Source organism: Janthinobacterium sp. PSPC3-1 (genome assembly GCF_049896105.1).
Taxonomy (GTDB): Bacteria; Pseudomonadota; Gammaproteobacteria; order Burkholderiales; family Burkholderiaceae_D; genus Janthinobacterium.
The window spans coordinates 162,046-177,361 of sequence record NZ_JAFCTQ010000013.1 but is presented as its reverse complement, the minus strand read 5'-3'; the positions used below and the strand labels follow the sequence as shown (position 1 = coordinate 177,361).

The 15,316-nt window shown below is 58.6% G+C and carries 11 protein-coding genes, 2 tRNA genes and 1 pseudogene; 8 read left to right on the top strand and 6 right to left on the bottom strand.

Going from position 1 to position 15,316, the window contains the following annotated elements:
- Positions 1-448 precede the first annotated feature (448 nt).
- Positions 449-848 (bottom strand): annotated as a pseudogene (locus ACP7B7_RS15990) (integrase core domain-containing protein); the annotation flags it as partial.
- Between the two features lie 513 nt (positions 849-1,361).
- Positions 1,362-1,856, bottom strand: a complete 495-nt coding sequence (locus ACP7B7_RS15985) for a MarR family winged helix-turn-helix transcriptional regulator (protein ID WP_426077288.1) — start codon at positions 1,854-1,856, stop codon at positions 1,362-1,364.
- 140 nt (positions 1,857-1,996) lie between these two features.
- Here ACP7B7_RS15985 and ACP7B7_RS15980 point away from each other — a divergent pair, with 140 nt between their 5' ends.
- From ACP7B7_RS15980 to ACP7B7_RS15970, 3 genes are read left to right on the top strand one after another with little or no spacing between them, the layout of a single operon-like run.
- Positions 1,997-3,031, top strand: a complete 1,035-nt coding sequence (locus ACP7B7_RS15980) for an alpha/beta fold hydrolase (RefSeq protein ID WP_426077287.1) — start codon at positions 1,997-1,999, stop codon at positions 3,029-3,031.
- A gap of 33 nt (positions 3,032-3,064) precedes the next feature.
- On the top strand, positions 3,065-3,481 hold the full coding sequence (locus tag ACP7B7_RS15975) for an organic hydroperoxide resistance protein (protein WP_426077286.1): 417 nt from the start codon (positions 3,065-3,067) through the stop codon (positions 3,479-3,481).
- The gene (locus ACP7B7_RS15970) at positions 3,459-4,571 is read left to right on the top strand and encodes a thioredoxin family protein (protein WP_426077285.1); all 1,113 of its coding nucleotides are present in this window, start codon (positions 3,459-3,461) and stop codon (positions 4,569-4,571) included. Before ACP7B7_RS15975 ends, ACP7B7_RS15970 begins: the two co-directional genes overlap by 23 nt.
- A gap of 249 nt (positions 4,572-4,820) precedes the next feature.
- Here the strand turns inward: ACP7B7_RS15970 and ACP7B7_RS15965 are convergent.
- A tRNA-Ser gene (locus ACP7B7_RS15965) sits at positions 4,821-4,911 on the bottom strand.
- A 165-nt stretch (positions 4,912-5,076) separates the two neighbouring features.
- A complete protein-coding gene (gene acs / locus ACP7B7_RS15960) occupies positions 5,077-7,077 on the bottom strand; it encodes an acetate--CoA ligase (RefSeq protein WP_426077284.1) in 2,001 nt (666 codons plus the stop codon).
- A 294-nt stretch (positions 7,078-7,371) separates the two neighbouring features.
- Between acs and ACP7B7_RS15955 the strand changes: the two genes are divergently transcribed.
- The 4 genes from ACP7B7_RS15955 to ACP7B7_RS15940 all read left to right on the top strand — a co-directional run bounded on the left by ACP7B7_RS15955 (position 7,372) and on the right by ACP7B7_RS15940 (position 10,694).
- Positions 7,372-7,986: a YqhA family protein gene (locus ACP7B7_RS15955; RefSeq protein WP_426077283.1), complete on the top strand. Its 615-nt coding sequence runs from the start codon at positions 7,372-7,374 to the stop codon at positions 7,984-7,986.
- 47 nt (positions 7,987-8,033) lie between these two features.
- Positions 8,034-9,575 (top strand): fumarate hydratase, encoded by a 1,542-nt coding sequence (locus tag ACP7B7_RS15950; RefSeq protein ID WP_426077282.1) that lies wholly within the window; start codon positions 8,034-8,036, stop codon positions 9,573-9,575.
- A gap of 74 nt (positions 9,576-9,649) precedes the next feature.
- Positions 9,650-10,483 (top strand): glutamate racemase, encoded by an 834-nt coding sequence (gene murI / locus ACP7B7_RS15945; protein ID WP_426077281.1) that lies wholly within the window; start codon positions 9,650-9,652, stop codon positions 10,481-10,483.
- A gap of 135 nt (positions 10,484-10,618) precedes the next feature.
- Positions 10,619-10,694: transfer RNA gene (locus ACP7B7_RS15940), tRNA-His, on the top strand.
- 422 nt (positions 10,695-11,116) lie between these two features.
- Here ACP7B7_RS15940 and ACP7B7_RS15935 read toward each other — a convergent pair.
- Positions 11,117-12,178 carry an acyltransferase family protein gene (locus ACP7B7_RS15935; RefSeq protein WP_426077280.1) on the bottom strand — a complete coding sequence of 354 codons (1,062 nt, stop codon included), beginning with the start codon at positions 12,176-12,178 and terminating at the stop codon, positions 11,117-11,119.
- Positions 12,179-12,477: 299 nt separating this feature from the next.
- Positions 12,478-12,909, bottom strand: coding sequence for a response regulator (locus ACP7B7_RS15930; protein ID WP_426077279.1), 432 nt, complete (start codon positions 12,907-12,909; stop codon positions 12,478-12,480).
- Positions 12,910-13,093: 184 nt separating this feature from the next.
- Between ACP7B7_RS15930 and ACP7B7_RS15925 the strand changes: the two genes are divergently transcribed.
- Entirely contained in the window at positions 13,094-15,211 is a 2,118-nt protein-coding gene (locus ACP7B7_RS15925) for a TonB-dependent receptor family protein (RefSeq protein WP_426077278.1), read from the top strand.
- Positions 15,212-15,316 lie beyond the last annotated feature (105 nt).

Genomic DNA, 15,316 nt, shown 5'->3' with positions numbered 1-15,316 from the left:
GTTGTTGAGCGTGTCATAAGTTCTCCAGTTGGTGAAGTTTACCAAACTAGAGTGTCCGAAAAAGTCAGGGTACCTCAAACAGTCTGCTTAGTTAGGTGAGCCGAGTTAATTAGCCCATACGGTCCCCGCAGTAATGAGCCGATCACGACTGCATCCCCTGAGCTGTTCCCCAAGCGTATGTTTTTAATCTCATCGCCAGAGAGTGTTGGACGAGCCGCGTAGCCGCGAAGCAAGTTACGCTTCTTGCGATCTCTGATCTTTCCGACCAGTTTATGGAAAGCCAAAGGGCGATTTATGCCAAATTTTGGGGTATGTATTTTCGCCAATTTGCACTAACAAAGGAATTAATGTGGCACTAAGTATAAGACATTTCCCCATTGGAAATTGGAATTTATTTCATGAATTCCCCGGCAATCCTCTCATTTTTAGAGGGCGCTAAAAATAGAGGTTAAGCGGCCAAGGCAAGCTTCTGTTTTGGTGTGATGCCGCTAAGTGCCATGTTGGGCTGGTCGCGATTGTAAGTCCACAGCCAGCGGGTTGCAAAATACTAGATATCATCGAACGTTTCAAACAGGTGATGGGCAACCATTCTTAGCGCACCGTGCGGTTATAGCGCTCGACATAAGCATTCTGCTGCGGCTGGCTAGGCTGAATGAAGTCGATGCAAATGCCGCGTTTGGCGGCCCAAGCCCACGTCACAGCGCTGATGTATTCCGGACCGTTATCGCAGCAATTGACTTGGAGTTTGATGATCCTGTCGAGGGACGTTAGGACGCCAAGGAGAAATCAACCTCGATGCCGAGACCCTCACAGTTGTAATCGACAATCACCTTGAAGGAGGACATGGACTAATGCATTAGACGCCGTAAAAGCATGCTCAGTCGATACCTAATTACAGCCACGGACGCGCGCCGCAGGCGCGCAGCGGCATAGGGGCACCAAATTTCAGCAACGCCCGATAGATACGATGGCTGTGCTGCCATTGTTTGAGCTGTATTGCCCGCGACCGGTGCCTGAGCCATTCATCGAGTCGCCACCAGATACTTGGTGCCTATGCCAATCGAACGCATCCTCGCCATCAATTCTATATCCGTCGGCTTCTATCACTGCAAGCGTATTCAGTACTGGGCAATCTGCCGCCCTCTGCCTACGAACAGCAATGGCAGAGCGTGAACCTATCGTTGTATCCGAAATTACTTGACCACCGCGCCAAGGAGCAACGATTAGATATTTTTAGCCCATGGAGCGAGGTCCGCCATTCAGACACGGACTCATGCATCGGCCGCCGCAGAAGCACACACGCCAAGCATCGCCTCAACCCTGGCCAGCATGCACCACATCTGACGGTGCGGTAGCAAGTTCTATCCCGGCACGTCTCCGTCCGACCCGCGCCGTTCCTGCACTGACGCGTCGATGAGGTTGCTGCGCAGCCTGACGATCGCTTTTTGCAAGATGCGAAATTCTTCCGGCGACAGGCCAGCCGCTTTCGCCGTCACCTCTCGATACGCAAACGCTTTTTCCCGCACGCTGCGGCCTGCATCGGTCAACGCCACGCGCACACTGCGCTCATCCTTGCTGTCGCGCTCGCGCCGCACAAAGCCCATCGCCTCCAGCCGCTTCAGCATGGGCGTCATCGTGCTCGCTTCCACGAACAGCTTCTCGCTCAGGCCCTTGACGGTCTGGTTGTCTTCTTCCCACAGGCAAATGATGGTGATGTACTGGGGGTAGGTCAAACCCAGCTGTTCCAGCACGGGCTTGTACACGCGCGAGTAAGCGAGGTTGGTCGAGTACACCGCGAAACACATGAAGTCGCCAAAGCGCACGGCTTCCTTGTCGCTCTCTGCTTTCTTGTCCATATGACAACCCCCCATTCAATTATCACGATAATCATTATTGTACTTGATCTTTCCAGGCCTACCGCATATGATTATCTTCATATTCATTATCAAGATAATTAATTTACTGTAACGGCATCGTGCCAGCCCTGGAGAATCATGTGAAAAAGACTTACTGTGATCGTGCCCGCTTTCTTGCCCTGGCTGTGTTGTCGCTGGCCAGTTTGTCGGGAGCTGTGCAAGCGCAGCCGACCGGCGCAACACCCGCCATCAGCGCGACTGCCAGCCTGGCGCTGCCGGTTTTTCAGCACATCCGGCAGATCAAGGCCGGCGTGCTCGATGTTGGCTACGTGGACGAGGGGCCGTCGAATGGGCCGGTGGTCATCCTGCTGCATGGCTGGCCGTACGATATTCATAGTTATATCGACGTCGTGCCGATGCTGGCCAAGGCCGGTTACCGCGTCATCGTGCCGCACCTGCGCGGCTATGGCACGACGCGCTTCCTCGATCCGCACGCACTGCGCAACGGCCAACCTGCGGCGCTTGCTTCCGACGTGATCGCCTTGATGGATGCGCTGAAAATCGACCAGGCCACTGTCGCAGGATATGACTGGGGCGCGCGCACGGCGGATATCGTCGCGGCATTGTGGCCGGAGCGGGTGCGCGCACTGGTGTCCGTCAGCGGGTATTTGATCGGCAGCCAGGACGCTGGCAAGCAACCGTTATCGCCAGCTGCCGAGCAGCAATGGTGGTACCAGTTCTACTTCGCCACGGAGCGCGGCCGCGCCGGTTATGAAAAAAACCATCGCGACTTTGCGAAACTGATCTGGAAGACCGCGTCGCCGCAATGGCACTTCGACGACCGTACGTTCGCGCGCAGCGCCGCGGCCCTGGACAATCCCGACCATGTCGCCATCACGGTACATAACTACCGCTGGCGGCTCGGCCTGGAAAAAGGCGAAGCCAGATATGACGCACTCGAAGCACGCCTGGCGCAATTGCCAGTGATCACCGTACCGACCATCACGCTGGAAGGGGACGCCAATGGCGCGCCACACCCGGAGCCGGCGGCCTATGCGCAGCGCTTCACCGGCAAGTACCGGCATCAACTGATTGGCGGTGGCGCGGGTCACAACCTGCCACAAGAAGCGCCGCGCGCGTTTGCCGATGCCGTCATCGCGGCAGATCAGCTCTGATCACGCTCATTTCTACCTCATCGAAAGGAAACCATGAACAATATCGACAAAGTCCTGTACACCGGCAAAACGCATACCACCGGCGGCCGTGACGGCGCCGCACACAGCGACGATGGCCGCCTGCAGATCCGCTTGTCGCCCCCAGGCGGCAACGGCGAAGGCACCAATCCCGAACAGCTGTTTGCCGCCGGCTGGTCGGCCTGCTTCATCGGTGCAATGGGGCGCGCCGCGAAGGAGAAAAACATTGTTTTGCCGCCTGACGTGGCCGTCGATGCGGAGGTGAACCTGGGGTCGGGAGAAGGTGGCTTTTTCCTGCAGGCGCGACTTCGCATCAGCCTGCCTGGACTGCCGCGCGAGCAGGGGCAAGCGCTGATCGAGGCGGCGCACCAGCTGTGTCCGTATTCCCGTATGTCGAGGGGAAACATCGATGTCACCCTTTCCCTGGCCTGAAGGAGCAGCGTTCATCATGGTATCTACTCCCCTCTCGCGGCTGCGCCGCTGCCTGGCGCTTGCGCTGTTTGCCGGCGCGGCCATCGTGCACATTGCGCCAAGTGCCGCCGCCGGACCCAGCGGCTTGCCGTCCCTCGGCGCGCTTCCTGCACTGACCGGCGCGACCACCTGGCTGAACTCCGCGCCGCTGACCCCGGCGCAGTTGCGTGGCAAAGTCGTCCTGGTCGACTTCTGGACCTACTCCTGCATTAACTGTATTCGCACCCTGCCTCATGTACGCGCGTGGGCGGAAAAATACCGCAGCCAGGGCCTGGTCGTGATTGGCGTGCACACCCCGGAATTCGGCTTCGAGAAGGATGCCGCTAACATCAACAAGGCAATTGAGCGCTTCAAGATCGATTACCCGATTGCGGTGGACAGCAACCACCAGATCTGGAATGCCTTTCATAACAATGCATGGCCGGCGTTCTATCTCGCCGACACCATAGGGCAGATCAGGGCGCGTCTATCGGGCGAAGGCAATTACGAAAAAACCGAGAAGGCCATTCAGGCGCTGCTTGCCGAAGCAGGCAGACTTCAGCCGATGGGTGCGCTCGCCACGCCTCAAGGCAGCGCTGAACAGGCTGCGCCGGACATCGCCAACCTGCGCTCGGGGGAGGCATATGTCGGCTATGCGCAAGCGTCGAACGATGTGACGCGCAGCGGCTTGAAGCGGGACGTCGCCCACGATTACACGACGACAGCGCCTGGCCTGAACCAATGGGGCTTGTCGGGCAACTGGACGGTAGGCGCTGAACACGCCAACCTGAATCAACCCGGCGGCACAATCGTCTACCGTTTCAATGCGCGCGACTTGCACCTGGTATTACGGCCCCGCGCCGATGGCAAACCGGTACGTTTTCAGGTCAGGATCAATGGCAGCACACCCGGGAAAAACCATGGCGCGGATACCGATGCGCAAGGCAATGGCAGCGTCACCGATACCCGCCTGTACCAGTTGGTGCGGCAGGCCGGCGGCGTCAGGGAAAGCACTTTCGAGATTCGCTTTCTTGACGCGCGTGTGGGGGCGTTTGCGTTTACTTTTGGGTGATTGGATGCCGGGGTCACATGCATTGGGCGCTTTGGAAGCATGCTGAGTCGAAACCTGATTAGAACCACGAACGCGCGCCGCAGGCGCGCGAGGCTGCCGCGCAGCGGCAGCAGTTGGCCGATTCGGAAAGGGCCGGGCCAGTAGGCCCGACCCTTCGAATCCCCCGCGCAGGGCGCGCAGGCGCCCTGCTTCTCTCCGCCTGCAGACGAAAAAAAAGCTACCCGAGGGTAGCTTTCTTTTTTTCGTCTTTGGCGGAGAGAGGGGGATTCGAACCCCCGATAGAGTATTACCCTATACACGCTTTCCAGGCGTGCGCCTTCAGCCGCTCAGCCATCTCTCCTGCATGCAATGCTGGCGTACTACTTGCATTGCTACTGTTTCCGCTTGTCGCGAAGCCGCAGATTATAGCAAGGAATCCACATTCTGCCAAAGATATTTACCCTAGAGTAAAAGTAACCCTGGATCTTGGCTTGGGGTTCAGGCAGCTACCAAACCACGCATCCGATTACGACGCCTCTTTCAGCTGATCCAGGATGGCCGGATTTTCCAGGGTGGAGACGTCCTGCGTGATCGTCTCGCCCTTGGCCAGCACGCGCAGCAGGCGGCGCATGATTTTGCCGGAGCGGGTTTTGGGCAGGTTGTCGCCGAAGCGGATCTCTTTCGGTTTCGCGATCGGGCCGATTTCCTTGCCGACCCAGTTGCGCAGCTCCAGGGCCAGCTTCTTCGCTTCTTCGCCGGTCGGGCGGGCTTGCTTCAGGACCACGAAGGCGCAGATCGATTCGCCCGTCGTGTCGTCCGGGCGGCCCACCACCGCCGCTTCGGCGACCAGCGGGTTGGCGACCAGGGCCGATTCGATTTCCATCGTGCCCATGCGGTGGCCGGAGACGTTCAGCACGTCATCGATGCGGCCGGTGATCGTGAAGTAGCCGGTATCCTTGTTGCGGATCGCGCCGTCGCCGGCCAGGTACATCTTGCCGCCCAGCTCTTCCGGGAAGTAGCTGGACTTGAAGCGGTCCGGGTTGTTCCAGATGGTGCGGATCATCGATGGCCATGGGCGTTTCACGACCAGGATGCCGCCCTGCCCGTTCGGCACGTCCTGGCCCGCTTCGTCGACGATGGCGGCCATGATGCCTGGCAGTGGCAGGGTGCAGGAACCCGGCACCATCGGCGTCGCGCCCGGCAGCGGCGTGATCATGTGGCCGCCGGTTTCGGTTTGCCAGAAGGTGTCGACGATCGGGCATTTTTCGCCGCCGATGTTTTTGTAGTACCACATCCACGCTTCAGGGTTGATCGGCTCGCCGACCGTACCCAGCAGGCGCAGGCTGGACAGGTCGTAGTGTTGCGGATGGACTTTCGGGTCCACGTCGGCCGCCTTGATCAGCGAGCGGATGGCCGTCGGTGCGGTATAAAAAATGCTGACGTTGTGTTTCTTGATGGTTTCCCAGAAGCGGCCCGCGTTCGGGTAGGTCGGGATACCTTCGAACACCACTTGCGTGGCGCCGACGGCCATCGGGCCATACGCGATGTAGCTGTGGCCGGTGACCCAGCCGATGTCGGCGGTGCACCAGAACACGTCGTCGGGCTTGATGTCGAAGCTCCACTTCATGGTCAGCGCGGCCCACAGCAGGTAGCCGCCGCTCGAATGCTGCACGCCTTTCGGGGTGCCGGTCGAGCCGGAGGTGTAAAGAATAAACAGTGGATGCTCGGCATCGACCCATTCCGGCTCGCACTGCGCGCTCTGGCCTTCGACCAGGTCGTGCAGCCAGGTATCGCGGCCTGCCACCATCGGCAGGTCGCTGCCGGTGCGTTTGTAGACAATGACGTTTTTCACGGACTCGCAGCCGCCCAGCGCCAGTGCTTCGTCGACGATGGATTTCAAGGGCAGCTTCTTGCCGCCGCGCAGTTGTTCGTCACCCGTGATCACGGCCACGGCGCCGGCGTCGATAATGCGTTCTTGCAAGGATTTGGCTGAGAAGCCGCCGAACACCACCGAGTGGGTGGCGCCGATGCGCGCGCAGGCTTGCATGGCGGCCACGCCTTCGACCGACATCGACATGTAGATGATCACGCGGTCGCCCTTGGCGATGCCCTTGGCCTTCAGGCCGTTGGCGAACTTGCAGACTTTTTCGTGCAGCTGGCTATACGTGGCTTTGGTGACGGTGCCGTCGTCCGCTTCGAAGATGATGGCGGTCTTGTCGCCCAGGCCATTTTCGATATTGCGGTCGAGGCAGTTGTACGAGACATTCAGCTGGCCGTCTTCGAACCATTTGTAGAACGGCGCGTTGTCTTCGTTGAGGGTGCGGGTGAACGGTTTTTTCCAGCTCAGGTTTTCGCGGGCCAGCTTGGCCCAGAAGCCTTCGTAGTCGCGCTCGGCTTCAAGCACCATGGCCTGGTAGGCGTCCATGCCCGAAATGGTTGCCTGCGCAGCGAATTGCTGGGAAGGTTCAAAGATGCGGGACTCTTCCGGTCCCTGCTGCTGCGTGCCTTGGTTTTCTGTCGTGGCCATGCTGATCTCCAGTGTAGTAATTGTTTGCTAATACCATATTCCCAGCGTCTTACGGACGCCTTACAGCCTGGTTTTTTTCATGCTCCTGCTCTTACCATACTCGCCCGCATTGATGAGCGTCAAGCACGTGACGCCCCATATAGTGGCCCGAAAAGATCTGACTGTCTGTTTATCTTGGGCCTGCTTGTGTTTCATCAAGACCAAGAACTCGACATGGGGGCATGCGCAGTGACTATCAGCAAGTGTAAAATGTCGGCATGCCAAAAAATGGGCATTAATCCCAGGACTCTCCACATGATCGACCACTCAAACAAGCCCTCACACACCAAGCTGCACCCCTTGTCTGCTTTCATCTTCATGTCGCGCTGGCTGCAATTGCCGCTGTACCTGGGCCTGATCCTGGCGCAATGCGTGTATGTATTTCATTTCTGGGTGGAACTGTCCGACCTGATCGGCGCCGTGTTCGGCAATGATGCGGCCCTGCAGCACATCCTCACCGCCGTCGCCGTGCCCGGCAATCCGCTGCCGACCAAGCTCAACGAAGCGACCATCATGCTGGTGGTGCTGGGCCTGATCGACGTGGTGATGATCTCGAACCTGTTGATCATGGTGATTATTGGCGGCTACGAAACCTTTGTGTCGCGCATGCACTTGGACGACCATCCGGACCAGCCGGAATGGCTGTCGCACGTAAATGCGTCGGTGCTGAAAACCAAGCTGGCGATGGCCATCATCGGCATCTCGTCGATCCACCTGCTGAAGACCTTCATCAACGCAGGTTCGTACAAGATGGACGTGATCATCGCGCAAACCGTGATCCATATGGTCTTCATCATTTCGGCCATGGCAATCGCCTACACCGACCGCATCATGACCGTGACGCAGAACCAGGCGCGTCCACCGCACTAACTCATGCAGTAACCAGTTTCATCCTTCTTATATCTCGCGAGAACACCATGACTGTCATAAAGCAAGAAGACCTGATCGAATCCGTCGCCGCAGCGCTGCAATACATCAGCTACTACCACCCTGCTGATTACATCGAACACCTGGCGCGCGCCTACGAGTCCGAGCAGAGCCCGGCCGCAAAAGATGCGATCGCGCAAATCCTGACCAATTCGCGCATGTGCGCGGAAGGCAAGCGTCCTATCTGCCAGGACACGGGTATCGTCAACGTCTTCCTGAAAATCGGCATGGGCGTGCGCTTCGAGGGCTTTAGCGGCACCGTCACCGACGCCGTCAACGAAGGCGTGCGCCGCGCGTACAACTTCGACGACAACAAGCTGCGCGCGTCGATCGTGGCCGACCCGCATTTCGACCGCAAGAACACCAAGGACAACACGCCAGCCGTGGTGCACATGGAACTGGTCGAAGGCAATACCGTCGACGTGAAGGTGGCGGCCAAGGGTGGCGGCTCGGAAAACAAGTCGAAGATGATCATGATGAACCCGTCCGACTCGCTGGTGGACTGGGTCATGAAGACCGTGCCGACCATGGGCGCCGGCTGGTGCCCACCGGGCATGCTGGGCATCGGCATCGGCGGTACGGCCGAAAAAGCCATGCTGATGGCAAAAGAGGTGTTGATGGAAGACATCGACATGTACGAGCTGAAACAGCGCGGCCCGCAGAACAAGCTGGAAGAACTGCGTATCGAACTGTGCGACAAGATCAACTCGCTGGGCATCGGCGCGCAAGGCCTGGGCGGCCTGACCACCGTGCTGGACGTGAAAATCATGATGCACCCGACCCACGCCGCCTCGAAGCCGGTCGCCATGATCCCGAACTGCGCCGCCACCCGCCACGGCCACTTCGTGCTGGACGGTTCGGGCCCTGCCTACATGACGCCGCCACCGCTGTCGACCTGGCCTGACGTCAGCTGGGCGCCGGACACGGAAAAATCGAAACGCGTCGACCTCAATACCTTGACGAAAGAAGAAGTCGCTTCGTGGACGCCGGGCCAGACCCTGCTGCTGAACGGCAAGATGCTGACCGGCCGCGATGCCGCGCACAAGCGCATCCAGGACATGCTGGCCAAGAGTGAAGAATTGCCGGTGGACTTCAAGAACCGCGTCATCTACTACGTCGGCCCGGTCGATCCGGTGCGTGACGAAGTGGTTGGCCCGGCCGGCCCGACGACGGCCACCCGCATGGACAAGTTCACCGACATGATGCTGGAAAAAACCGGCCTGATCGCCATGATCGGCAAGGCCGAGCGCGGCCCGGTCGCCATCGAATCGATCCAGAAACACCAGTCGGCCTACCTGATGGCGGTCGGCGGTTCGGCCTACCTGGTGTCGAAAGCCATCAAGGGCGCGAAAGTGCTGGGCTTTGCCGACATGGGCATGGAAGCGATCTACGAGTTCGACGTGGTCGACATGCCGGTGACGGTGGCGGTGGACTCGAAAGGCACTTCGGTGCACAACACGGGTCCGAAGGAATGGCAGGCCAAGATCGAGCAACTCAATAGCGTCAGCAAGATTCCCGTGACGGTTGCTTAAACAGGCACTACCATGAACGCCGCGCGGCACACAGCTTGCGCGGCGTTTTTCATTTCCATCGGCCCCGGCTTACCATGACTTTTACTTTACGCGACGCCGCCATCGGCGTCTTCGACTCCGGCGTCGGCGGCCTGTCGGTGCTGCGCCATATCCGCGCGCAACTGCCGCACGAAGACCTGATCTACGTGGCCGACTCCGGCTACGCGCCGTATGGCGACAAGACCGAACAGCAGGTCATCGACCGTTCGCTGGCCGTCGCCGCCTATCTGGTGCAACAAGGCATCAAGGCACTGGTGGTGGCCTGCAACACGGCCACCATCGCCGCCATCAAGGCGCTGCGCGCGCGCTACCCCGAGCTGCCCATCGTCGGCGTGGAGCCGGGATTGAAACCGGCGGCCGCCATCAGCCACAACGGCAAGATCGGCGTGCTGGCCACCGAGCGCACCTTGCGCGGAGAAAAATTGCTGGCCTTGCGCGAGCAGGTCAGCACCGCCACCGGCGCCACTTTTCTTTTGCAGCCCTGCGTCGGCCTGGTCGAACGCATCGAGCAGTGCGCCATGGGCAATGAACCGGGTGACGCCACCAGCGCCATGCTGGAGCGCTATATCGCCCCGCTGCTGGCGCAAGGCGTCGACACCCTGGTACTCGGTTGCACCCACTACCCTTTCGTGCAGGAAGCGATTACCCGCACCGTGCGCGCCCATACCCAGCAGCCGGTGACCCTGATCGATACCGGCGAAGCCGTGGCACGCCAGCTGGCCCGTTTGCTCGACGCAGCCGACCTGCGCCGCGACCTGAACCACGCGCCGCAACTGCAGGGCTACACCACCGCCGGCGTCGAAGCATTGACGACCGCGTTTGCCGGTTTGCTGGAACTGCATCCGCCCGTGGCACACCTGTCCATCTAGGGGAAACCAGGCGTTTTCAGGCAATCTTTCGAATAATTAAAAAAGACTGCATTTAGATTTGCCACTTCGCCGAGTTCTTTGTATAATTCGGCACCTGTTCAGCAAAACACTCGCTGAACTAGCAGTAAGACAGTGGTGGCTGTAGCTCAGTTGGTAGAGTCCAGGATTGTGATTCCTGTTGTCGTGGGTTCGAGCCCCATCAGCCACCCCACAGAATTAGTAGGAAAATCAAAGGGTTACATGCTTCGGCTTGTAACCTTTTTTTTGCATTTTCCAACGCAATCTCAAATCAGCGTGCGGCGGCGGTGAGGACAGGACGTGCACTTTCCAGCGCCAATAATACGCAGTACGCCAAGGGTGTGATCAAGGCAAGGCCTTTCACCGACATCATGCAGAACGGACACCGAGGAGGACGTGCGGACGATCTCACGCAGCCAGGTGGTGCGTTTTTACCTGTGCTCGCTGCGCCAGACCGACACTTTCCGCAACCTGGGCGGTGCATCCATGCTCAGCTACCTGACCGGCTTTCGCGCGGCCGAGGTGCTGCCAAATCGCGGGCAAGACGAAGGAAGGCGCCATCGTTACCAGCTTGCGCCTGGTCGTCGCGCGCGCAGAGCTGACGCACATTGGCAATTAACCAATTTCCTTGCGCGATTTCACCATGGTTTTTGAAAGCCCGGAGAACGCTTTTTTTGCGAGCGACACGGAAGGCTTATCTAAAAATATGTATATGAATCCACCCAAGACGATACTAAACGAAAGAGCAATGGCAATTCCAATTGGAGATTCTATCGTTAGCCCGTTAGTGATCCGGGGCAAAAATCTCTTGATTAATTCTACTGCGATTGTATGAGAAATATAAATGGCATAACTGGCGTCACCTACATGAATCAACATCCTGAAAAAAACAGAATTAAGTCTCGATAAAAGTGGCTCCAGTTGAATTGCCAGCAAAACAATTAAAAATGATGGAATGCCAAATTCGATAAACCTGTTCACAAAACCAGTTATCTCGATTAAAGACATAATTGCATAAAGCAAGAGGATTATAATGGCAATAATCCATAGTGGAATCTTGCGAAGATAAGTGGAATCCTTGAGCTTGAATGCCGCCATGCCAAGCATGAACTCAAAGAGCAGATTTGATCGTAAAAAATCAGCGTAGGGCGTTCCATCAGGTAGCAGGTACCCCATCCCAAACAGCGAAACCACTAATGCACAGGTAACGCAATAGAATCGGGTCGGGCTAATGGACAACGAAACAGCAGCCATTGCATAGAATATCATTTCATAATTCAACGTCCACCCAACCCCAAGTAGTGGCTGAAGCTGGCCGTTGTCGTTGAAGTACGGAATGAAAAAGATTGATTTAAAATAGTTCGGGATGCTTGCCGTTGTTGAATTAAACAAGTCCGGGCGAAGGATCAATACCATCAGCAGTAGAGTCGTCATCAGCCAGTAGAGCGGCACCACCCGCGTGATGCGGTTAATTGCGAACTGGATTGCGCCGACGTTCTTTTCGGACGCCATGGCGATTACAAATCCGCTTAAAACAAAAAATAGATCAACGCCGAAGGAGCCAAAGGTAGCACCCTTTCCTATGTGAAAATATACTACGCTAAGCGCAGCTACTCCTCTCAGGACTTGAAGTGACTGGAGTTGACTGGCCGCTGCAGGCCGGGCAGTTGGATACATGAATTCCCTTTTATTCTACTTTTATCTTTCTTGGAGTTCTATCGCATCCTGAGACGTAACGCGACTTATTCCTTGTTTTTCTTGCAACTATAGCATGGTTAACCATATATTAATCATCGGTACCTGCTTGGCTATACTGATTTGTGGCTTTTTTCAGAAATACCCAATGCGCAGCTGAATCACGCCCCAGGTAAACTATCGGCATGAGTACATCCAGCAAACCAACGTTTTGACACGCATGGCGCAGGCGCGAAAAAAAGCCGGCACGCGGCCGGCCTCGCTTTTTCACGCCACGCTGTTTATGCCGCCAGCACCGACTGCACCGTCGTCGCCAGGTCTTCCATGCGTACCGGCTTGACGAGGAAATGGCGGAAGCCGACCGTCAGCGCGTCGTCCATATACATCGGCAGGCTGTGGCCGGTGACGGCGACCAGCACGGCGTTCGCGGTCTCCGGGTTGTTGCGCAGGCGGCGGCCAATTTCGATGCCGCTGATGCCGGGCATTTCGATGTCCAGGTAGACTGCGTCGGGCACGCATTGCTTGACTTGCTCGACCGCCATTTGCCAGTTGCGCACCACCACCACGTTATGGCCAAAGGTTTCCAGCAGCATGGCCAGCGACTCGCCCACTTCCTGGTTGTCGTCGACCACCAGCAAATTGAGTTTGCGGGCCGGTGCGGCGGACTCGCCCTGGCGGCGTTCCGTGGAGGGATTTTCGATTGTTTGGCTCATGTCGGTGTGGTTTCTGGCGTCGGCGAAAACGGCAGTATACAAGAAGGGGCGCTTGCACACCGCACGCAAGCCATCTGGCGCGCAGGCCAGGCGCGTACCACGGCCACAACAGCCACGCAAAGGCCGATTGACGGCGAGAATGAGAATCACTATCATCCAGTCCCCTGCCATCGGAGATACCGCCATGCCCCACCCTGTTCCTTTCACCATGCGCCCGTGCGCGCTGGCCATTACCGTTGCCTGCCTGGCCTTGCCGCTGGGTGCGCAGGCGCAGCAGGGCAGCTCGGCCGACGATGCGGGCCCGGTGCTCGAAGCGATCCAGGTCAGCAGCAATCTGCTCGGCACCAGCATGGCGGCCAGCACGAAAAACTTTGCCGGCGCGCGCAGCGTGGTGCAGAAGGAAGAGATCGAGAACTCGGGCGCGTCCAGCGTCAGCGATGTGATGCGCCGCATCCCCGGCGTGCAGATCAGCGACAACTCGGGCAGTTCGGGCAGCGCCGTATCGTTGAATATCGGCGTGCGCGGCTTGCCTGGGCGCTACTCGCCACGCAGCACGGTGCTGCTCGACGGCATCCCGATGTCGGTGGCGCCTTACGGCCAGCCGCAGCTGTCGTTCGCGCCCGTCAGCCTGGCCAATGTGGAAACGGTGGACGTGGTGCGCGGCGGCGGCGCGGTGCGCTTCGGGCCGCAAAACGTGGGCGGCATCATCAACTTCAAGACCCGCCGCATTCCCACCACCGAAGGCATCACGGGCGACGCCAGCGTGCGCCATAACAGCTATGGCGAGGGCGACGGCCACAACACGCAATACAGCGTGTTTGCCGGCAGCCAGCTCGATAGCGGCCTGGGCCTGGCCCTGCTGTATTCGGGCATGACCGGCAGCGACTGGCGCGTGGCCAGCGATGAAAAACTGAACGACTTCGCGCTGAAGTTCCGCTACGACCTCAGCCCGACTGCCGAGATCTACGGCAAGCTGTCTTACTACGACGTCACCTCGCACACGCCGGGCGGGCTGACGCAGGCGCAATACCGTCTTGACCCGTTCCAGAACACCCGCCGCAGCGACTTCTGGAGCGGCGAGCGCAAGGCAGCCGACGTCGGCTACTTGAACAGTATTTCCGCCACCCAGGAACTGGAAGTGCGCGCCTACTACAACGAGAGTTCGCGCCAGAGCACCCTGATCAATGCGGCCGGCACCGGCCTGGGCCACCAGCCGCGCAATTACGAAACGGCGGCGTTCGAACCGCGCTACACGCAGCGCTTCAAGGCGGCCGGCATGACGCATGACGTGACGGTGGGCTACCGCTACCTGCGCGAACGGGCCGACGAAACGATCTATAACGTGGTGGTCGCCACCGGCGTGCAACAGGCGCCGACGCGCTTTGCCGACAACAGCACCGACGCCCAGGCCATCTATATCGACAACAAGATTGCCGTCAACGCCTGGCGCATCACGCCCGGCGTGCGCTACGAACATATCAAGACGGTGCGCATCAATCACCTGCCGCAGGAAGAGAAAATCGAGCTGCTCAACAACAAGGCCCTGCCCTCGCTGAACCTGGCTTACTTGCTGAGCAATAACGTGACCGTGTTCGCCAACTACAACAGTTCGTTTGGCGCCGTGCAGAACACCCAGCTCAATGCGCAATCGGCAAAAAACCCCTTGCAGCCGGAACTGGCGAAAACCATGGAACTGGGCGGCCGCTGGAAGAGCGCCAGTCTGTCGGCCGAGGCCACCTTGTTCAACATCAAGTTCGACAACCAGATCCAGTCGGTGGGCAGCGGCACCAATGTCACCTTCTTCAACCGTGGCGCCACCCACCACCAGGGCCTGGAAACGGCGCTCGACTACCGCTTCGACGCGTCCGGCCCATTCGCCGGCCTGAACGCCTACGCCACGTACACCTACACCAAGGCGACCCTGGAAGAAGGCGCGAACGCGGGCAACGACGTGCCGTATTACTCGCGCAATACCGATACGGTGGGCCTGCACTACCAGCGCGGCGGCGAGCGCGGCGGCTGGGGCTTCGATTTGTCGAGCACGCATCAGACGCGGCAGTTCGCCGATGACGCCAACACGGTACTGGAAAACCGCGCCGGCGACCTGGGCGTGATTCCCGGCTACCGTACCTGGAATACGCAGGTGAAATGGAAGGTGCCGGGCCAGACTGGCCTGGAACTGCTGGCGGGCGTCAACAACCTGGCCGACAAGCGCTACTTCACGCGCACCTCGGATGGCAACCTGGGAAAAATGGTGGGCGCGCCGCGCATGGTCTACCTGCAGGGACGGCTGGCATTCTGAAGATTTCTATCGGGAAATAAATTGTTGTAGAAAGTATACTTTCCGTTTCAAGAATGAAAATAAACTGAAGGAACAACTGCTCGGCTAGCAGGTTTTAATGCTACC